The sequence below is a fragment of the Kitasatospora sp. NPDC096128 genome, assembly GCF_040303105.1.
Lineage (GTDB): Bacteria > Actinomycetota > Actinomycetes > Streptomycetales > Streptomycetaceae > Kitasatospora.
This window is the reverse complement of sequence record NZ_JBEOSP010000009.1, coordinates 205482-224445: the sequence shown is the minus strand read 5'-3', so window position 1 is coordinate 224445 and position 18964 is coordinate 205482. Positions and strand designations below refer to the sequence as shown.

Annotated in this window: 18 protein-coding genes and 1 tRNA gene; 7 read left to right on the top strand and 12 right to left on the bottom strand. The window is 73.1% G+C overall.

All coding sequences use genetic code 11. The annotated features are described in order from the left end of the window. The first annotated feature begins 60 nt into the window (after positions 1 to 60). Entirely contained in the window at positions 61 to 498 is a 438-nt protein-coding gene (locus tag ABTY61_RS13540) for a universal stress protein (protein WP_350505120.1), read from the top strand. Here the strand turns inward: ABTY61_RS13540 and ABTY61_RS13535 are convergent. The 10 genes from ABTY61_RS13535 to ABTY61_RS13490 all read right to left on the bottom strand — a co-directional run bounded on the left by ABTY61_RS13535 (position 488) and on the right by ABTY61_RS13490 (position 10039). Next, entirely contained in the window at positions 488 to 2122 is a 1635-nt protein-coding gene (locus tag ABTY61_RS13535; RefSeq protein ID WP_350505119.1) for a DUF2079 domain-containing protein, read from the bottom strand. The genes ABTY61_RS13540 and ABTY61_RS13535 overlap by 11 nt on opposite strands. 40 nt (positions 2123 to 2162) lie before the next feature. Next, the gene (locus tag ABTY61_RS13530) at positions 2163 to 3389 is read right to left on the bottom strand and encodes a glycosyltransferase 87 family protein (protein ID WP_350505118.1); all 1227 of its coding nucleotides are present in this window, start codon (positions 3387 to 3389) and stop codon (positions 2163 to 2165) included. A gap of 350 nt (positions 3390 to 3739) precedes the next feature. Next, a tRNA-Ala gene (locus tag ABTY61_RS13525) sits at positions 3740 to 3813 on the bottom strand. Between the two features lie 70 nt (positions 3814 to 3883). Further along, complete coding sequence (sepX, locus tag ABTY61_RS13520; protein WP_350505117.1) at positions 3884 to 4888, bottom strand: divisome protein SepX/GlpR; 1005 nt, start codon at positions 4886 to 4888, stop codon at positions 3884 to 3886. 150 nt (positions 4889 to 5038) lie between these two features. Next, positions 5039 to 5623, bottom strand: coding sequence for a GNAT family N-acetyltransferase (locus ABTY61_RS13515; RefSeq protein ID WP_502895297.1), 585 nt, complete (start codon positions 5621 to 5623; stop codon positions 5039 to 5041). Between the two features lie 38 nt (positions 5624 to 5661). Next, positions 5662 to 6195: a MogA/MoaB family molybdenum cofactor biosynthesis protein gene (locus ABTY61_RS13510; RefSeq protein WP_350505116.1), complete on the bottom strand. Its 534-nt coding sequence runs from the start codon at positions 6193 to 6195 to the stop codon at positions 5662 to 5664. Further along, positions 6192 to 6632 carry a cyclic pyranopterin monophosphate synthase MoaC gene (moaC, locus tag ABTY61_RS13505; protein ID WP_502895299.1) on the bottom strand — a complete coding sequence of 147 codons (441 nt, stop codon included), beginning with the start codon at positions 6630 to 6632 and terminating at the stop codon, positions 6192 to 6194. The genes ABTY61_RS13510 and moaC overlap by 4 nt, the downstream gene beginning before the upstream one ends. A 164-nt stretch (positions 6633 to 6796) precedes the next feature. After that, on the bottom strand, positions 6797 to 8131 hold the full coding sequence (gene glp / locus ABTY61_RS13500) for a molybdotransferase-like divisome protein Glp (protein ID WP_350505114.1): 1335 nt from the start codon (positions 8129 to 8131) through the stop codon (positions 6797 to 6799). A gap of 27 nt (positions 8132 to 8158) precedes the next feature. Continuing rightward, a complete protein-coding gene (gene galU, locus ABTY61_RS13495; protein WP_350505113.1) occupies positions 8159 to 9079 on the bottom strand; it encodes a UTP--glucose-1-phosphate uridylyltransferase GalU in 921 nt (306 codons plus the stop codon). Positions 9080 to 9130: 51 nt separating this feature from the next. After that, a complete protein-coding gene (locus ABTY61_RS13490) occupies positions 9131 to 10039 on the bottom strand; it encodes a GGDEF domain-containing protein (RefSeq protein ID WP_350505112.1) in 909 nt (302 codons plus the stop codon). A gap of 60 nt (positions 10040 to 10099) precedes the next feature. Between ABTY61_RS13490 and ABTY61_RS13485 the strand changes: the two genes are divergently transcribed. Then, a complete protein-coding gene (locus ABTY61_RS13485; RefSeq protein ID WP_350505111.1) occupies positions 10100 to 10675 on the top strand; it encodes a 5-formyltetrahydrofolate cyclo-ligase in 576 nt (191 codons plus the stop codon). Between the two features lie 107 nt (positions 10676 to 10782). Here the strand turns inward: ABTY61_RS13485 and ABTY61_RS13480 are convergent, their stop codons facing one another. Next, on the bottom strand, positions 10783 to 13503 hold the full coding sequence (locus ABTY61_RS13480; protein WP_350505110.1) for a penicillin acylase family protein: 2721 nt from the start codon (positions 13501 to 13503) through the stop codon (positions 10783 to 10785). A gap of 360 nt (positions 13504 to 13863) precedes the next feature. On the opposite strand from ABTY61_RS13480, the gene ABTY61_RS13475 reads away from it, so the two are divergent. The 5 genes from ABTY61_RS13475 (at position 13864) to mscL (ending at position 18460) form a co-directional block, all read left to right on the top strand. Further along, positions 13864 to 15348: a potassium/proton antiporter gene (locus ABTY61_RS13475; protein WP_350505109.1), complete on the top strand. Its 1485-nt coding sequence runs from the start codon at positions 13864 to 13866 to the stop codon at positions 15346 to 15348. A 297-nt stretch (positions 15349 to 15645) separates the two neighbouring features. Then, the gene (locus tag ABTY61_RS13470) at positions 15646 to 17022 is read left to right on the top strand and encodes an MFS transporter (protein ID WP_350505108.1); all 1377 of its coding nucleotides are present in this window, start codon (positions 15646 to 15648) and stop codon (positions 17020 to 17022) included. A 126-nt stretch (positions 17023 to 17148) separates the two neighbouring features. Then, entirely contained in the window at positions 17149 to 17493 is a 345-nt protein-coding gene (locus ABTY61_RS13465; protein ID WP_350505107.1) for an FmdB family zinc ribbon protein, read from the top strand. A gap of 247 nt (positions 17494 to 17740) precedes the next feature. Then, the gene (locus ABTY61_RS13460; protein WP_350505106.1) at positions 17741 to 18013 is read left to right on the top strand and encodes a hypothetical protein; all 273 of its coding nucleotides are present in this window, start codon (positions 17741 to 17743) and stop codon (positions 18011 to 18013) included. A gap of 30 nt (positions 18014 to 18043) precedes the next feature. Then, a complete protein-coding gene (gene mscL / locus ABTY61_RS13455) occupies positions 18044 to 18460 on the top strand; it encodes a large conductance mechanosensitive channel protein MscL (RefSeq protein WP_350505105.1) in 417 nt (138 codons plus the stop codon). Between the two features lie 9 nt (positions 18461 to 18469). Here mscL and ABTY61_RS13450 read toward each other — a convergent pair whose 3' ends face one another. Next, on the bottom strand, positions 18470 to 18787 hold the full coding sequence (locus ABTY61_RS13450) for a hypothetical protein (RefSeq protein ID WP_350505104.1): 318 nt from the start codon (positions 18785 to 18787) through the stop codon (positions 18470 to 18472). Between the last annotated feature and the right edge of the window lie 177 nt (positions 18788 to 18964).

Sequence of the window (18964 nt, the reverse complement as noted above, 5' to 3'; positions counted from 1 at the left end):
CGCGCCCGACCGGTTCCTCGCGGCGGGCGCGGGGGACGCCGCCGCGCCTACCCTCGAACCATGCAGCCCGGCCGGATCGTGGTCGGCGTGGACGGCTCCGCCCCCGCCCGCGCCGCCGTCCGCTGGGCGGCCGGACTGGCCGGCCGCACCGGCGCCCCGCTGGAGGCGGTGGCGGTCTGGGACTTCCCCTGCCTCTTCGGCGAGCACGGCCTCGTCCCGCCCGCCCTGGACGGCTTCGAGCCGGAGCGCCGCGCCGCCGAGATCCTCGACGAGGCGGCGGCGGGCTGCGCGCTCCCGCTGGGCCGCCGGCTGAGGGCCGGGCCGCCCGGCCCCGCCCTGGTCGCCGCCGCCGACGGCGCCGCCCTGCTCGTCCTCGGCAACCGCGGCCGGGGGAGCCCGCCGGACGCCCCGCTGGGCACCGTCGCCCAGTACTGCCTGCACCACGCGGCCTGCCCGGTGGTCATCGTCCGGGCGGGCCGGGGGCGGCTCAGCCCTTGAACAGGTTGTGCCCCACGTCGGAGGGCACCTCGTCCTGGACCGGCTTGCTGCCCGGCCCCGGCACGTGCTCGCCCGGGATCGGCTGGTCGCCCTCCCGGTGCAGCAGCACCACCCCGTCCTCGGCCCAGACCTGCCGGTAGCCGTGCGCCAGCAGCAGCTGGATCCGGTCGGCCTGCTCCTTGTCCGTCTTGAACGGGAAGGACCGCTTGTCGGAGCGGGTCAGCACGTACTCGCGTCCGCGCGGCGTCCCGTCCACCAGCACCACGTCCGTCCTGGCGGTCAGCCGGGGCGCGATCTGGTTGTCCGCCTCCACCGAGGCGCCGTCCGGGATCAGCGCCGCCGCCCGGACCAGCGCGGCCTCGCTCGCCCGGGGCTCCCAGGAGGACGGGACCGCCAGCTGCAGCAGCCCGATCGGCACCGCCGCCACCAGCGCCACCCCGACCGTGCCCAGGCCCAGCAGCCGGGCCCGGCGCCGGGTCCGTTCGGGCCGCCCGGTGCTGCTCAACCGCCCCAGCACCTCGACGGCGGCGGTCAGCAGGACCGGCCAGAGCATCGAGTCGTAGTGCCGGGCGATCGACCAGTGGTTGGGGTTGCTGGAGAGGATCCGCTCGGCCAGCAGCGGCACCATGCACAGCACGGTGGCCGAGCGCAGCGGCAGCAGGAACAGGGTGCCGAACAGCCAGAGCAGCAGCAGCGGCTTCAACGGCTGGTCGAAGGCGGTCTGCACCAGCAGGAACGGGTTGTGCAGCAGGTTGGTGAGCGCCTGGCCGCCGTCGTCGCCGAGCGCCTTGTAGTTCCAGTAGTAGCCCGGCTCGCCGCCCATCGCCGGGATCAGCCACTTGATCGCCACCACCGAGGCGACCGGGCCGCCCAGCAGCAGGCCCAGCCCGGTGGAGCGCCCGGCGCGGTCGCCGGCCCGGTCCGCGCCGCGGCGGGTGCGCAGCAGCAGCACCAGGCCGTACGCGCCGACCAGCAGGCCGAGGTCCTCCTTGGTGCAGCACAGCAGCACCGCGGCCAGCACCACCGTGCCGTAGCGGCGGGCCAGGCCGCGCTCCAGCATCAGCAGGGTCAGCGGGACGGCGAAGGCGACCTCGTGGAACCCGACCCGGGAGGCGACCAGCAGCGGCCAGCCGAGCGCGTAGACCAGCCCGGCCAGGTCGGCGGCCCGGCGGGCGGTGCGCGGTTTCGCGGCGGCGAAGGAGTGGGCGGCGATCCGGCGGATCAGCGGCACCCCGAGCGCGAACAGCAGCGCCTGTCCGATGATCAGCGAGCGCGGGTCGTCCCAGATCCAGTACAGCGGCGCGAGCAGCGCCAGGACCGGGGAGAAGTGGTCGCCGAGCAGCGAGAACCCGGGCGGGAACTCGTGGTGGTAGTACTTCAGCGTCGAGACCGGCAGGCCGAAGTGGGCGTAGCCGCGCACGCCCTGGTCGAAGATGCCGAGGTCGAAGCCGCCGAGCGAGACGGAGGCCCAGCCCTGCATGCCGATGGCGCACATCACCGCGAAGCACAGCAGGCTGAGCAGCACGGTGCGCCGCGCGGGCGTGCCCAGGACGGCCGCGGCCCTGCGGGCGGCGGCGGGTACGGCGGCCCGGGTCGTCGGCGGGATCGCGGTCTGGGTGGTCACGTCGGCTCTGGTCCGTCTCTGGTCCGTCAGGTCCGGTCCGTCAGGTCCGGTTGCTCAGGGCGGGGTCGCGGTCGCGGTCGTCGTGGTCGTGGTCGTGGTCGTGGTCGAGCTTGGCGCCGAGCAGCGCCCAGGCGCCGGCCGAGGCGGCCACGGCCTGCCGCCGGGCCCGGTACAGCCGCAGGCCGATCACGACCAGGACGGCGACGGCCATCGGCGGGTAGATCGAGCCGGGCAGCTGCCAGAACCAGTCGACGCCGCGGCCCCAGCGGTGCGGCACGGCCCACATGACGTGGGAGAGGAACACCGTCGAGGTCACGCCGAGCAGCACCCGGCGCCCGGTGGTCCTGGCCTCCGCGGCCAGCAGGGCGATCAGCGGGATGCACCAGACCCAGTGGTGGGTCCAGCTGATCGGCGAGACCAGCAGCGCGGTGAGGGCGGCGCAGACGCCGCCCCAGGCGTCGGCCCGGCGCAGCACCCGGGCGGAGCGCCCGGCGAGCACGGCCACTCCGAGGCCGAGCGTGGCGACCAGCGCGGAGGCGGTCAGCCCGACCAGGCCGGGGTCGTTGACGTCGAGCAGCCGGCAGACGGCCCCGCGCAGCGACTGGTTGTCGACCAGCACGGTGACACCGACCCGGCTCGGGTCCCACAGGTACTTGGTCCAGAACCCGAACGTGGCGTCCGGCAGCACGATCCAGCCGATCAGTCCGGCCGCCAGGAAGGTGCCGATGGAGACGAGCGCGGCCCGGATCCGGCCGGTCAGGAAGAGGTAGACGGTGAACAGGCCCGGGGTGATCTTGATCGCGGTGGCCAGGCCGATGCCCACGCCCTTGAACCGGCTGCGGTCGGGGCGGGTGAGGTCCCACAGCACCAGGCAGAGGATGCCGAGGTTGACCTGGCCGTACTGGAAGGTGGTGTACACCGGCTCCAGCCAGACCGCGAGGCCGGTGGCGAGCACGGTGGCGGCCGTCCGGTACCGCCGGGCGGGCCAGCCGGCCAGCTTGAGCGACAGGTGCACGGCCAGGCCGAGCAGCGCGTAGTTGCCGAGCGTCACCAGGACCCGCAGCGGGCTCACGTCGAACCAGGTGCTCGGCACGAACAGCATCGCGGCGAACGGCGGGTAGGTGGCCGGAAGGTCCCAGCCGGGCAGCCGCATCGCGTACAGGTCGTCACCGTTGACGACGGCCTGGCCCTCCGCCCGGTAGACGAGCATGTCGACCATGTTCGCCCCGTGCAGGTGCCGCTGGAGGACGAAGGCCGCCACCGACACCGCCGCGACGCAAGCCGCCGCGATGGTCCAGGAATTCGGTCTTCCGCCTGCCGGGCCGCCACCGGGCCCCTCCGGGTCCGCCTGCCGCCCCCACCGTTTCAGACCGAACTCGCGCACCGCGATGGCACCCCGTTGAGATAGACCAGATCGTTCCCTCGTCACCGTCTGGGCCCAACCACCATAACCGACCCCCCTGAGCCCCAAAACGCAACGAATTCCGCCCACCTGAGGGCGCTGTGACCTCCGCCACGACCGGGCACTCGACGCCCGGGAAGCACAAAACGCGAAATCCCGCCGGGAGTTGACTCCCGGCGGGATTTCGCCGTACCGGTCAGAACCGGTCCGTTGGGTGGAGCTGAGGGGATTCGAACCCCTGACCCCCTCGATGCGAACGAGGTGCGCTACCGGACTGCGCCACAGCCCCAACGAGAAGAAACTCTAGCACCTTTCGGAGGGGGTCCGTGACCACCCCCTGGTCGGGGTGGTCACGGCGGTCATTCGTTGGCCGCGCGGGGGCGGGACTCCGGAGCCGGGGCTTCGGCGTACTGGTCGAACAGCGGGGTGGCGCGGGACTCGGTGGGCCGGCCGGCGGTCCAGGTGCCGGGGGCCGACAGGTCCAGGCCGCGGGACACCCGGGGGGCGACCGGCGCGGTGACGTAGGTCGGCAGCGGGACGGGCACCGGCTCCCAGGAGTCGGGGCCGGCCGCGCCGCGCTCGCGCATGCCGTCGACCCACTCCTCGTGCTCGGTCGCCTCGGCCACCGCGGAGGCCGAGGGCACCGCGACGGTGGGCTGTTCCGGGTCGGCGGCCAGCCGCAGGTGCGGGCGCCGGCCGGGGCGGTGCCCGGCGGGCGCGGCCGGGGCCGGCTCGGCCGGGGCGGGCGCCTCGACCGTCGGCCGGTCGTCCGCCGGCGCCTCGAAGCGCTGCCGCTCGCGCTGGCGCAGCCGCTCGGCCGCCTGGGCGGCCCGGTCGCGGTCCAGCTTCACCTCGTACCGCTGGCGCTCCAGCTTGCGCAGGTGGCCGATGTAGAAGGTGAGGAGGAGCGCCGGGACGGCCGGGACCCAGAGGAAGGCGAGGCCCGCCACCGCGGCGACCACCGCGCCGAGCGCGAAGGCCAGGAAGAGGACGGTGACCATCCGGCGCCGACGGGCCAGCAGCCGCGCCCGGCGCTCGGGACCGCCCTGCCGTACGGGGGCCGGCCGTTCGGCCGGACGCTCCGCCGGGGGTTCGGGCTCCCGCGCCGCGGGGTCGCCGGAGGCGGCCCCGTCCCGCTCGGGAGGACCGTCGTCGCTGTGCTCGTCGTCACGCGGTTCGTCACCCAGGGCCCGGGCTGCCCGTCGCTCCAGCGCCGAACGCCCGGCCAGCAGGCGGATGGCGGTGCTGAAGCGTTCCGTCGGGCGCGCCTCGTTGAGTTCGTCCTGCCTGCGGAGCCACATGGGCACCAGATAGGCGGCCCAGGCCCCTACGATGACGGCGTAGATAAGGCCGCTACTGCTCACGATTCACACCGTACGGGCGCCGGGGAAGGCCTGGCAGCAATTTGGCGCGGCGTGTCGTGTGATCAAGCTGATTCTCCGACTATTTTGCCGGTGTTTGTGACGGTCCGCCACCGCGCCGATGCCATATCGATATTTATTTCGAACAAATATTCAATTACGCGGCTCACGGCCCGAACTGAGCGCCCGCCAGCGCTCCAGCATCCCCTCCGGAACCTCCTCGGCAGTCAGGGCGTAGACCAGGTGGTCCCGCCAGTCGCCGTCGATGTGGAGATAGCGCGGGCGCATTCCCTCCGCGCGGAACCCGAGCTTTTCCACCACCCGTCGACTCGGGCCGTTCTCCGGGCGGATGCAGACCTCGATCCGGTGCAGCCCGAGGGTGCGGAAGCAGTAGTCCACCGAAAGCGCCACAGCCGTCGGCATGATGCCCCGGCCGGCCACCGCCTCGTCGATCCAGTAGCCGACGTTGGCCGAGCACATCGAGCCCCAGGTGATCCCGCCGACGGTCAACTGGCCGACCAGCTGGCCCTTGTGGAGCACCACGAAGGGCAGCATCCGGCCGGCCGAGGCCTCGCCGCGCAGGAACCGGACCATCTGCCGGTAGGTCGGACGGGGCCCGGCGGCCTGGCCCGCCGGGCCGGGCGGCACGGTGGCCTCCCAACGCCGCAGCCAGTCCCGGTTGCGGCGGCTCACCTCCTGCCACTCGCGCTGGTCGCGGGCCCGGATCGGGCGCAGCACGACCTCCCCCTCGTGGAGCTCTACCGGCCAGCCGGCGTTCAGTGCCCACTCCTAGATGCCGGAGCCCCGGAAGCTCGTGCGTCGGGCCGGGGGTGGTCCCCGCCGCCGAGCTGGTCGACGGCGTGGGCCAGCAGCGGCTCCAGGACGGCCAGGCCGTCCTTGACGCCGCCGGTCGAGCCCGGCAGGTTGACGATCAGGGTACGTCCGGCGAGCCCGGAGAGCCCGCGGGAGAGCGCCGCGGTCGCCACCTTGTCGCGGCCGTACGCGCGGACGGCCTCGGCGATGCCGGGGATCTGCCGGTCGATCACCCGGGCGGTCATCTCGGGGGTGAGGTCCATCGGCGAGATGCCGGTGCCGCCGGTGGTGAGCACCACGTCGTAGCCGGCCGCGACCGCCTCGCGCAGGACGGCCTCGACCGGCTCGCCGTCCGGGACGACCCGCGGGCCGTCGACGGTGAAGCCCATCGCGGCCAGGCCGGCCACCAGCAGCGGGCCGCCCTTGTCCTCGTACACCCCGGCCGAGGCCCGGTTGGACACCGTCACGGCGAGCGCCTTCCCCACCGCCGCCTTCACGAGGACACCTCCGGCGCGAACCAGTCGCCGCTCTTGCCGCCGGTCTTGCTGAGCACCCGGACGGACTCGATGGCGGCGGCCTTGTCGACCGCCTTCACCATGTCGATCACGGTCAGCGCGGCGACCGTCACCGAGGTCAGCGCCTCCATCTCGACGCCGGTGCGGTCGGCGGTCCGCACGGTGGCGGTGATCTCGACCGCGTCGTCCGTGACGGTGAGGTCGACCTTGACGCCGGAGACCGCGATCGGGTGGCAGAGCGGGATCAGGTCGGGCGTCCGCTTGGCGCCCATGATCCCGGCGATCCGGGCCACCGCGAGGGCGTCGCCCTTGGGCACGCCCTCGCCGCGCAGCAGTTCCACCACCTTCGGGGAGACCGTGACCCGCCCGGCCGCGACGGCGGTGCGCGCGGTGGCGGCCTTCTCGGAGACGTCGACCATCCGGGCGGCGCCCTGGTCGTCGACGTGGGTGAGGCGGTCGCCGGGATTCGGTGTCGTCACGGGTAACTCCAGGGGCGCGCAGGTCGAATACCGCGCTACCGTACCGCCCGATCACCCGCCCGCTCGCCTCCGGGCGCTCTTGACCCGCCGCCGGCGGTCGGCGCTCAGGAGTCCAGCAGCACCACGTCGACCTCGCTGCCGGCGGGCAGCCCGGTGACCTCCTCGGGGACGGTGATCAGGCAGTTCGCCCGGGCCAGCGCCCCGACCAGGTGGGAGTCGGCGCCGCCCACCGGCTCCACCGTGCCGTCCGGCGAGTAGCGGCCGCGCAGGAACTGCCGCCGGCCCGCCGGGGAGCGCAGCGCGGACGGGCAGAGCGCGCGCACCACCGGGCGGTGGACGTCGGCCGCGCCCAGCATGGTGCGGATCACCGGGCGGACGAACAGCTCGAAGGAGATGTAGGCGCTCACCGGGTTGCCCGGCAGGGCGAGCAGCGGCACCCCGGCCGCGCCGCCGATCCGGCCGAAGCCCTGCGGCTTGCCCGGCTGCATCCTCAGCTTGCGGAAGTCCACGCCCCCGTAGGACTCGAAGACCTCCTTGACCACGTCGTACGCGCCGACGCTGACCCCGCCGCTGGTGACGATCAGGTCGGCCCGGCCGAGCTGGTCCTCCAGGACGGCGCGCAGCCGCTCCGCGTCGTCGGGGACGGCCCCGACCCGGTAGGCGATGGCGCCGGCCTCCTGGGCGGCCGCGGTGAGGGTGAAGCTGTTGGAGTCGGCGATCTGCCCGGGCCCGACCGGCTCGCCGGGCTGGACCAGCTCACTGCCGGTGGAGAGCACCACGACCCGGGGGCGCGGGCGGACCTTCACGGTGGCCCGGCCGATCGCCGCGAGCAGGCCGATCTGGGTGGGGCCGAGCCGGGTGCCGGCCTCCAGGACCGTGGTGCCGGCCGCGACATCGCTGCCCCGGCGGCGGATGTGGGCGGCCTCGGCGACCGGGCGCAGCACCCGGACCTCCTCGTCCGCCACCGGCGCGGTCATCGCGGCGGCGGCGAGCCCGGTGCCGGTGCCGCCGTCGGTCCACTCGACCGGGGCGACGGCCTGGGCGCCGGGCGGCACCGGGGCGCCGGTCATGATCCGGGCGGCCTGGCCGGGGCCGACCTTGGGCAGCTCACCCGCGCCGGCGGCGATGTCGCCGACCACGGTGAGCACCGAGGGGTAGGCGTCGGTGGCGCCTTGGGTGTCGGCGGTGCGGACCGCGTAGCCGTCCATCGAGCTGTTGTCGAAGGGCGGCAGGTCGCCGGCGGCGACCACGTCCTCCTCCAGCCGGCAGCCCTGGGCGTCGAGCAGCCCGAGCTCGATCGCGGGCAGCGGGCCGACCGCGGCCAGTACATCGGCGCGGTGCTCGTCGACCGTCCAGAAGCGAGGAGCCGCCGAGGCCCGGTCCGCGGACCCGTCGCAGCAGGCTGCGGGGGTGGTGGTGTGCTCCGTGGACCCGGTCATCGGCGGCTCGCTCTCTGTGTCGTGAGATCAGTCCTGCAGCTCGGTACCGACGAACTCCCGCAGCCAGGAGCGGAACTCCGGGCCCAGGTCCTCGCGTTCGGCGGCCAGTCGGACGATAGCGCGCAGGTAGTCGGCGCGGTCGCCGGTGTCGTAGCGGCGGCCCTTGAAGAGCACGCCGTGCACCTGGCCGCCGGCCTCGGCGTCGCGGGTGGTCAGCTCGCGCAGGGCGTCGGTGAGCTGGATCTCGCCGCCGCGGCCGGGCGGGGTCTCGCGCAGCACGTCGAAGACCAGCGGGTCGAGGACGTAGCGGCCGATGACGGCGTAGTTGGAGGGGGCCTCGCCCGGCTCGGGCTTCTCGACCAGGTCGGTCACCTGGAAGACGTCCTCGCCGAAGCCGTTGGCCTTGACGGCCGCGCAGCCGTAGAGGTGGATCTGGGAGGGGTCGACCTCCATGAGGGCGACGACCGAGCCGCCGAGTTCCTGCTGCACCTCGATCATGCGGGAGAGCAGCGGGTCGCGCGGGTCGATCAGGTCGTCGCCGAGCAGGACGGCGAAGGGCTGGCCGGCGACGTGCTGCTCCGCGACGGAGACGGCGTGGCCGAGGCCCTTCGGGTCGCCCTGGCGGACGTAGTGCATGTTGGCCAGCTCGACGGACTCGCGGACCCGGCGCAGGCGGTCCTCGTCGCCCTTGCGGACGAGGAGCTCCTCCAGCTCGTAGGCGCGGTCGAAGTGGTCCTCCAGCGCGCGCTTGTTGCGGCCGGTGACCATCAGTATGTCGGAGAGGCCGGCGGCGGAGGCCTCCTCGACGACGTACTGGATGGCCGGCTTGTCGACGACGGGCAGCATCTCCTTCGGGGTGGCCTTGGTCGCCGGGAGGAAGCGGGTGCCCAGTCCGGCCGCGGGTACCACGGCCTTGGTTACCGGAATTCGGGAGGTGGTCGTCGTCATGCGTTTACCTTACTCAGGCACGTTTTCGCCTGGCCGAGCGCGCACGGACGGCTAGGACAGCACGTCCCGGGGCACGGCCACGGTGGCAGGCGTATGGGAAGCGACCGGCTGGGGAAGGGGGTCCCCTCCGGTACAGGCCGACAGACTACCCGGCTTTCCCGAACGGTCACGTTCGGCAGTCGGCGCCCGCTGCGGCACGGAACCGGGCTGTTCACGGGGCCCGGCGGCGGGCTGTCCGGGGCGCGGCGCGATCCGCCAGCAGTCGCCGCCGGACGCCCTGGCGGCGGCCAGCGCCCCGTCGGCGGAGCGCAGCAGGACGGCCGCGTGGGTGCCGTCCTCGGGGAGCACCGCGATGCCGACGGCGGCGGTCAGGCCGTTGCCCGCGGCCGGGCGGGGCGCCCGGGTGCCGGAGGACCAGTCGAGCAGCAGGTGCCGGCGGACCGACCAGACCAGCCGCTCGGCGACCTGCACGGCGCCCTCGGCGCCGGTGTCCGGCAGCACCACCAGGAACTCCTCGCCGCCGTAGCGGCCCAGGGTGTCGGCGCGGCGGATCTCCATCGCGAGCCGCTGGGCGAGGTCGCGCAGTACCGCGTTGCCGCGGGCGCGGCCGTGCTCGGCGAGGACCGCGTCGAAGCCGGCGATCTCCAGCAGCAGGACGGCCAGCGGGCGCGGGCCGTCGGCCTGGTCGGTGTGCTCGGCGCGGCGGGACCGTTCGATCTCCCGGTCCAGGGTGAGCTGCAGGTGGCGGTAGTTCCAGACGCCGGTGAGCGGGTCGCAGGAGGCGGTGCGCTCCAGTTCGGCGCAGCGCTCCTCCAGTTCGGCGATCCGGCCGGTCAGCCGCTCCCGGTCGGCGGCGGCCCCGGCCCGTTCCCGGCGCACCCGCAGGCCGAGCGCGGTGGCGCCGGCCAGTGCGGGGGCGCTCAGCGCGGCCAGGGCCTGGACCAGCAACGGGGTGGACATCGGGGCGCCCTTTCGCGTGTCAGGCTCTGCGCGTCACGGTTTTCGGACGTGGAGGATCCGGTGCACAACGAGAAGAGCGACCTGAGGTCACGGCTGTTGACGCGGCGCCGCGCACTCACCGCCGAGGGGCGCGCGGAGGCGGCTCTCGCGCTGGCCGGACACGCCTGGGAGCTGGCCGCGCCCGGCAGCACGGTGGCCGCGTACGTCTCGGTGGGCGCGGAGCCCGGGACGCGGCCGCTGCTGGATGCGCTGCGGGAGAGCGGCGTCCGGGTGCTGCTGCCGGTGCTGCTGCCGGACAACGACCTGGACTGGGCCGAGTACGCGGGGCCCGGGGGCCTGGCGGCGGCCGGGCGCGGGCTGCTGGAGCCGGTCGGGCCGCGGCTCGGGCCGGAGGCCGTCACGGGGGCCTCGGTGGTGCTGCTGCCGGGCCTGGCGGTGGACCGGGGCGGGCTGCGGCTGGGCCGCGGCGGCGGCAGCTACGACCGGGTGCTGGCCCGGCTGGAGCGGGCCGGGGCGCGGCCGGTGCTGGCGGTGCTGCTGTACGAGCACGAGCTGCTGGAGCGGGTGCCGGCCGAGCCGCACGACCTGCCGGTGGACCTGGCGGTCACCCCCTCGGGGGTGCGGGCGCTCGGCTGAGGGCGCGACGGCCGCGACGGCGGTCGGACGGAACGGCGGCGGACGGAACGGCGGCGGCCCCGCTCTCCCCAGGAGGAGGGCGGGGCCGCTCGGGCTCGGGCCAGGCGTCAGCCGGTGGTGAGCACCAGCTTGTGCTTGGTGGCCTTCTCGACCGCGTCCGGCGTGTAGGCCCAGGTCAGCAGCTTGCCCTTGAGCCAGAGGTCGGTCTGGTCGTTGTAGTTCTGGTGGAAGGCGTGGCCGGAGGCGCCGCCGACGTTGACCCAGCGCGAGGAGTCCAGGTCGTTCAGGTCGACCACCATCCGCATCGACGGGATCCAGTCCACCTGGTAGCCCGCCGCCGCGTTCCAGCCCGCCGCGTCGACCGCCGCCGAGCCGCCGGAGAGGCGGTACGGGCCGCGGTTGAGCAGCTTGTGGACGACGCCGGAGGCGATCGAGGAGTCGTCGGTGCCGAGGGTCTGCTCGCGCAGCTCCAGCTTGTGCAGACGGCCCCAGCTCCAGGTGGAGATGTCCTTGCCGAGCTGCGAGGTCAGGTCCTGCCGGGCGTTCTTCATCGCCTCCTTGAGCAGGTTGTCCAGGCCCTTCTGCTCCTTGTGGTCGGAGTCGATGTACGTCCACCACGAGCTGTCGGGCTTGTCCAGCTGGGTGCGCACGACCTCGGTCCACCGGTCGCCGCCGTCCGGCTGGGCCTTGCCGGGGTCACGGGTGCCGCACTGGGTGACGATCTTGGTGGAGCTGTCCGGCTTGGTCGGGTCGTCCTGCTGGCGCACCAGCAGGCAGCTGTCCTTGGCCCGGATGTCGACCGGGAACTTCTGGCCGAAGGCCAGGCCGAGCAGGTTGCGCCAGACGCCGTTGTAGTAGGCGGCGGCGGCCGAGTCGGCGTCCTGGTGGAAGTTCCAGTCCTTCAGCAGGTCCTGGGCCTCGCGCACGTAGGGGTCGTCGATCTGCTGCTTGAGCAGCAGCGGGACGAGCGTCTTGGCCATGATGCTGGTGTTGTCCAGCTGCAGGGTCTGCATGTCGTCCGGCGAGATCTTGCCGTTGTTCTTGAGCAGGCCCTCGATCTGGTCGGTGATCTCCTTGGCCCGGGTGCCGTACTCCCAGTCCTTGGTGAGGGTGTACTTGTAGCTCGGGTCCACCACGGCCTGGTTGGCGGTGACGATGTAGCCGACCGCCGGGTTGAAGCTGTACGGCAGGGCGGTGAAGGGGACCGGGTCCGGCTTCCACTGGTAGGAGGAGTCCCAGCCCGGGGCGGGCATGGAGCCGTCGCCCTTGCCGCGCACCGGGATGACGCCCGGGGCCTGGTAGCCGATGTTCTTGGCGTCGGCGTAGATCAGGTTCTGCGCGGGGACGGCGAAGTCCTTGGCGGCGGCCCGGAAGTCGTCCCAGTTGCGGGCCTTGTCCAGCTCGAAGACGGCGTCCATGGTCTTGCCCGGGCTGAGCGCCGTCCACTGCAGGGCGACGCCGTAGCCGCCGGTGCCGCGGTCGGGGGCGGAGCTGCCGTTGGGGGCGTACTTGCCGACGTTCTGCTGCTCGGTGCTCTGGTCGGAGATGAGCGGGGCGCCGGTCCGGGTGGTGCGGACGGTGATGGTGCGGTCCTCGCCGCCGGCGACCTTGATGGTCTCCTTGCGGAGGTCGAACTTCTCGTCCTTGCCGTCCACCTGGTAGGTGTCCGGGCCGGTGACCTTCTCCAGGTAGAGGTCGGTGACGTCGGCGCCGAGGTTGGTGAAGCCCCAGGCGATGTCCTTGTTGTGGCCGATCACCACGCCCGGCATGCCGGCGAAGGTGAAGCCGGAGACGTCGAACTGGCAGGCCGGCGAGGCGGTCCGGCAGTGCAGGCCCATCTGGTACCAGACCGAGGGCAGGCCGGGGCCGAGGTGCGGGTCGTTGGCCAGCAGCGGCTTTCCGGTGGTGGTGTGCGAGCCCGCGACCACCCAGGAGTTGGAACCGATGCCCTGGCCGGGGCGGCCGAGCAGCTGCGGCATCGCGTCGATCCGGTCGGTGAGGCCCTGCAGCAGCGCCTTGGTGGTGGCCGCGCCCTGGGCGGTGCCGCCGCCGGGGGTGGTACCGGGCTGGGACGAGCCGTCGGCCGGACGGTAGGCGTCCCCGTTCACGGTGCCGGTCTTCACGATCGTGCCGTTGCGGGAGTACGGGTAGTCCGGGTACAGCTCGGCGATCTTGTCCGGGCCGAAGTCCTGGGCCAGCAGCGAGCGGTCGATCTCCTCCTGGAGGTTCCCGGAGAGGTTCCAGGCCATCGCCTTGAGCCAGGCCACCGAGTCGACCGGGTTCCACTGCTCGGGCTTGTAGCCGCTGTTGACCACGCCGAGCAGGGCGTACTCCAGCGAGGCCTTCTCCCCGCCGGGGTGCTCGCGGAGCCAGGCGTTCACGCCGTCCGAGTAGGCCTGGAGGTACTTCTTGGCCTCCGGCGAGAGCTTGGTGTCGTACTCCTTCTGCGCCACCTGCCGCCAGCCCATGGTGCGGATGAAGGCGTCGGTGTCGACCTGGCTGTCGCCGAACATCTCGGAGAGCCGGCCCGCGGTGATGTGCCGCCGGACGTCCATCTCCCAGAAGCGGTCCTGGGCCTGGACGTAGCCCTGGGCGCGGAACATGTCTTCGCTGGTGTCCGCGTACAGCTGCGGGATGCCGTTGGCGTCCCGCTTGACGTCGACCGGCGCGCTCAGGCCCGCCACCTTGACCGTGCCGTCCACCTCCGGGAAGGAGGCGCGGACCGCGGTGACCCCGCGGTAGCCGCCGTAGCCGACGCCGGCCACCAGCAGCACGACCAGCATCATCACGATCAGACGGGCGCGCCGGAACTTCTTCGAGCGGGGCATCTGGGTCCTTGCGGTCCTGACTTCGGGGCGGGCGGGCGTGTCCAGGGCCGGGGGCCGTGACAGGGCACCACATTAGGCCGAGTCCGGCGACCGGCGTGCACGGGGGACGCTCCGGGCGGGATCGGAGGAGGTCAACGAGCGGCCGGGAAGGGGCTGGTGGGCCCACCTGGCGGCGATGAAACTAAAGATATGGCAAAATGTTAGACTGAGTAACGATCCGCAAGAGGAGCATTGACGGCTTCTTAACGGGTCGTACACCCAGCAACACCTGACACCCCGCACCACCCGACTTCCAGCACCGCCTGACAGCCAGCACCACCTGACACCCCGCCCGCCCATGCCTGCCCGAGGTGCCACTGCGTGAACGTCGCCCACCTGAACCAGCTCCTGCTCGAAGCCTCCGTGATCCTGCTCTTCGCAGTGGTCGCCGTCCGGTTCTCGACCCGATCAGGACTGCCCAGTCTGCTGATCTACCTCGGGATCGGCGTGGCACTGGGCCAGAACGGGATCGGCGTCACCTTCAACAACGCCGAACTGACCCAGGTGCTCGGCTACGCGGCCCTCGTCGTGATCCTGGCCGAGGGCGGCCTCAAGACCAGCTGGCGCGAGGTCAAGCCGGCGATGCCGGCGGCCACCGTGCTGGCCACCGTCGGCGTCGGCGTCAGCGTCTTCGTCACCGCCGCCGGCGCCCACTGGCTGGTCGGCCTGGACTGGCGCACCTCGCTACTGCTCGGCGCGATCGTCTCCTCCACCGACGCGGCGGCCGTCTTCTCGGTGCTGCGGATGGTCCCGCTGCCGCACCGGCTCACCGGTCTGCTGGAGGCCGAGTCCGGCTTCAACGACGCGCCCGTGGTCATCCTGGTCGTCGCCTTCGCCTCGACCGGCGAGCTGGACTCCTGGTACGTGCTGCTCGGCACCATCGCCGCCGAACTGGCGATCGGCGCGGCGGTCGGCCTGGCCGTCGGCAGGCTCGGCGCCTTCGCGGTCAAGCACGTCGCCCTGCCCTCCTCCGGCCTGTACCCGATCGCCGTGGTCGCCCTGACCGTGCTCGCCTACGCCGGCGGCGCACTGCTGCACGGCTCCGGCTTCCTCGCCGTCTACATCAGCGCGGTGATCCTCGGGAACTCCAAGCTGCCGCACGGACCGGCCGTCCGCGGCTTCGCCGACGGACTCGCCTGGATCGGGCAGATCGGCATGTTCGTGCTGCTCGGGCTGCTCGCCGCGCCCGAGAGCATGGGCGACGCGGTGGTCCCCGCACTGGTGATCGGCGGGGTGCTGGTCTTCCTGGCCCGGCCGCTGTCCGTGGTGCTCACGCTCACCCCGTTCAAGGTGCCCGTCCGCGAGCAGGCGCTGCTGAGCTGGGCCGGGCTGCGCGGGGCGGTGCCGATCGTGCTCGCCACCATCCCGGTGGTCTCCGGCGCGCACCGGGCCGAGGACGTGTTCAACATCGTCTTCATCCTGGTCGTCGTCTTCACCCTGCTCCAGGGGCCGACCCTGCCCTGGATGGCCAAGCGGCTGCGGATCGGCGAGGGTGCGATGGGCCAGGACCTCGACATCGAGTCCGCGCCGTTGGAGAAGCTGCACGGACACCTGCTGTCGGTCACGCTCTCGCCGGCCTCGCGGATGTCCGGCGTGGAGATCAGCGAACTGCGGCTGCCCAAGGGGGCGGCGGTCACCCTGGTCGTGCGGGACGGCAGCTCCTTCGTGCCGGACAAGGCGACGATGCTGCGCGGCGGGGACGAGCTGCTGGTGGTCACCACGGACGAGGTCGGCGAGGCGGCGGAGCGGCGCCTGCGGGCCGTGGACAAGGGCGGCAAGCTGGCGGGGTGGCTCAACGGGCGGTGAGGGCGCCGGGGCCGGCCGAGCGGGTCTGGGGTGACGGGGGCGTTGTGGGTGGTCTGGCGGCATCTACGCGCGTAACTGTATGCTGGTGGGACCACGCCGTATAACTACCGCAAGACCACCCCCAGCATCTGCCTGAAGCAGAGTTGGCGCGACCGCTCGGCGGCCGCGGTCCGGCCCGGCCCATCAGGCCCGGCCGGCCCGGTATCTACCCCGGTCGACGCGCGAGAGGACGACTCTCGGCGCCGTCGGGGCCACCCCATGCCCTGCCGCGCTACCAGGCAGCAGGAAGGACCGACCGTGACGGCCCGCCGAACGGTCGAGATCACCGCGGACACCACGTCGCCCACCGCGGACAGCACCCCGAACAACGCGACCGCCGACGCCGCGGCACCGGCCAAGGTCGGGTACGGCGCACTGCTGCGCACGCCCGGCGCCTGGACCTTCCTGTCCCCCGCCTTCATCGCGCGACTGCCCTACGCGATGCTCAGCATGGGCATCCTGCTCCTCGTCAAGGACACCCACGGCTCCTACGGCACCGCGGGCACCGTCACGGCCATCGCCGCCGTCGCCCAGGCCCTGATCGGCCCGCAGACCGGACGGCTCGCCGACCGGTACGGGCAGGCCGCCGTCCTCGTCCCGACCGTCGTGGTGCACGCGGCCTCGGTCGGCCTGCTGATCGCACTGGCGCTCGGCCACGCGCCGGCCTGGAGCCTGTTCCTGGCCGCCGTCCCGGCCGGCGCGAGCGTCCCGCAGATCGGCGCGATGGTCCGGGCCCGCTGGATCGCCACGATCGGCGCCGAGGGCGCGTCCGCCTCCTCGGCGGCCAAGGTGAGCACCGCCTTCGCCTTCGAGTCCGTGACGGACGAGTTCACCTTCGTCATCGGCCCGATCCTGGCCGCCAACATCGCCACCTCGGTGAACCCGGCCACCGCCCTGGTCGTCGAGGCCGCGCTGACCTTCGTCGGCGGCCTGGCCTTCGCCGCCCAGCGCCGCACCGCACCCACCCGGATCACCCCCCGGCCCGGCGCGCGACGCGCCTCCGCGCTGGCCTCCCCCGGCGTCCGGCTGCTGGCCGGGGTGATCCTCGGGGTCGGCGCCGTGTTCGGCGGGATGCAGGTCTCGGTGAACGCCTTCGCCGACTCGGTCGGCCAGCACGACGCGGCCGGCACCGTGTACGGGATCTTCGCCGGCGGCTCGATGGTCGCGGGTGTGCTCTACGGCGTCATCGCCTGGCGGCGGGCCGTCGAGCAGCGGATGGTCATCAGCTACGCGCTGCTGGTGGCGGGCTGCTCCACCCTGTGGGCGATGCCCAACCTGGTCACGCTCTCGATCGCCGGGCTGGTCTGCGGCCTGGCCATCGCGCCGACCCTGATCAGCGGCTACACCCTGGTCGAGACCCTGGTCGAGGACGGGGCCAAGACCGAGGCGTTCACCTGGCTGACCGGCGCCATCGGCCTGGGCCTGGCGATCGGCTCGATGGTGGCCGGGCGGCTGATCGACGGCCACGGGCCGTCCGCCGGATTCCTGGTGCCGGCCGTCGGCGCCGGACTGGGGCTGATCGCGCTGGTGTCGATGCGGCACCTGCTGGTGGCCCGGGGCGGGGCGAGCCGTGTGGTGGCCTCGTCGGCCGACCGCGGCGGCGCGGCGCAGCTCGTCGGTGCCGCGAAGGGCTGAGCGCGCGGTCGGCGGTGATTCGGTACCGGCTCATCTCACACCGGATTCGCTGGACTGATCCAACGGAATACCGCATCATTGACCATCGTTAGCACTCATCAGGCGAGAGTGCCAGGAGGAAGACAAGTGCCCACGTACCAGTACCAGTGCACCGAGTGCGGCAACGGCCTGGAGGCGGTGCAGAAGTTCACCGACGAGGCGCTGACCACGTGCCCCGACTGCCAGGGACGGCTCCGCAAGGTCTTCTCGGCCGTGGGCGTCGTGTTCAAGGGCTCGGGCTTCTACCGGACCGACAGCCGCTCGTCCTCCAGCAGCTCGGTGGGCGCGGGTTCGTCCGCCGGCTCCTCGACGTCGTCTTCGTCGGCGTCCTCGGGTTCGGGTTCGTCCGGTTCTTCGAGCTCTTCCGGCTCCTCGGCCGGCTCGTCGAGCTCCACGAGCTCGTCCAGCAGCCCGGCTCCGGCCGCCGGCTGACCTCGGTTTCACGGGAAGGCCCGTCGGCCCCGCTTCGCGCGGGGCGGCGGGCCTTTTCGCATGCCGTGGCGGGCCCTTTTTCACGCACCGCCGTCAACTTCCGGGATTGGAATAGCTCGTACGGGTGTACGAAGTTATCCACAGGGGCGGGTTTTCCACAGGCTGTGGGAATCGGTTTCCGGGCTGCCGCCGGAGCGCGCATGGTGGGGACACCGAGCAAGACCCGACCGAGTCCGGAGGTGTCCCGATGACCGCCATGAGCCTGTCCGTCCCCCTGCCCGCGCCCACCGTGCCGCCCCGCCGGGAGGTGCCCAGCTTCCCGCCGATCCGGCGCGGCTGCGGCGGGTGGCACCGCTGGCGCCGGGCCGTCCGGCGGCGGGGCGGGGTGCCCGCGCTGGTACTGCTCGCGGTGGCCTCGGCGCTCGCGTCCGGGCCCGCACGGGCCGGTCTGCCGCCGCCCCCGAGCGGCACGGTGGGCCGTCCGGGTTGTCAATCAGGGCTCCCGGAGGATCACCCGTAACCCGGCGACGACTTCGTCGTTCGAGGCGGCATGAAAGGCTTCAAGGAATTCCTGCTGCGTGGAAATGTCGTCGAACTCGCCGTCGCCGTGGTCATCGGCGCGGCCTTCACCAACATCATCAACGCCTTCGTCAAGGGCGTGATCAATCCGATCGTCGGCGTGTTCGGGACGAAGGACCTGGCGTCCTACAGTTCCTGCCTCAAGGGGCCCTGCGAGGTGAGCGCCACCGGTGAGGTCACGTCCGGGATCCTCATCCTGTGGGGGTCGGTGCTCAGCGCCGTCCTGCAGTTCCTGATCACGGCGGCCGTCGTCTACTTCGTGCTCATCGTGCCGATGAACCGGATGGCGGCCAAGCGCAAGAGCGCCGCCGAGGTGGCGGCCGAGGCCGAGGCCAAGGAGGTCCTCCTGCTGACCGAGATCCGCGACGCGCTCGTCGCGGCGCGTTAGGGCACGCTCTCAGTCCCCGTGGTGCGGCGGGCGCTGGCTCAGGTACCAGTCCAGCCCCCGCCCACCGCTGGCACCCGCCCCGGGGCGGTCGCCCCAGCCGGCGTCGGTGTCGTCCCGGGACTGCTGGTCCAGCGGGTCACGGAAGACCAGGCGGGCCTTGGCGGGGGCGCTGGTGGAGGTGGAGGTGGAGGAAGGGCTGGAGGAGGGAGGGAGGGGGAGGGGGGAGGGGGGAGGGGCGGGGGTGGCCCCCAGATCGCCCCGCGTCCCGTTCCGGCCGTGCTGCTCGCGCCCCGGCTCCTGTGCCTGCGCTTGTTCCTGCTCGCTCACCTTGCTCCACTCCCCTGCTCGCGGTCCGACCTGTCCTTTCAGCGTAGAAGCCTCGCGAGGCTCCCGACCACATGCGCCGGGCCCGGGTGCGGAGCGCTCCGCACCCGGGCCCCGGGGGTCGACCTCGGCCGGCGGCCCACACGCGGCTGGGCGCGGCCCCGACCACCCGCAGGCCCG

What these genes read in the sequence shown, in the direction of transcription:
- ABTY61_RS13540 (WP_350505120.1), top strand. Translation starts at nt 61, where the DNA reads ATGCAGCCCGGCCGGATCGTGGTCGGCGTGGACGGCTCCGCCCCCGCC.
- moaC (WP_502895299.1), bottom strand. Translation starts at nt 6,632, where the DNA reads ATGGTCGACGTCTCCGAGAAGGCCGCCACCGCGCGCACCGCCGTCGCG.
- glp (WP_350505114.1), bottom strand. Translation starts at nt 8,131, where the DNA reads ATGACCGGGTCCACGGAGCACACCACCACCCCCGCAGCCTGCTGCGAC.
- galU (WP_350505113.1), bottom strand. Translation starts at nt 9,079, where the DNA reads ATGACGACGACCACCTCCCGAATTCCGGTAACCAAGGCCGTGGTACCC.
- ABTY61_RS13490 (WP_350505112.1), bottom strand. Translation starts at nt 10,039, where the DNA reads ATGTCCACCCCGTTGCTGGTCCAGGCCCTGGCCGCGCTGAGCGCCCCC.
- ABTY61_RS13480 (WP_350505110.1), bottom strand. Translation starts at nt 13,503, where the DNA reads ATGCCCCGCTCGAAGAAGTTCCGGCGCGCCCGTCTGATCGTGATGATG.
- ABTY61_RS13460 (WP_350505106.1), top strand. Translation starts at nt 17,741, where the DNA reads ATGACCGCCATGAGCCTGTCCGTCCCCCTGCCCGCGCCCACCGTGCCG.
- mscL (WP_350505105.1), top strand. Translation starts at nt 18,044, where the DNA reads ATGAAAGGCTTCAAGGAATTCCTGCTGCGTGGAAATGTCGTCGAACTC.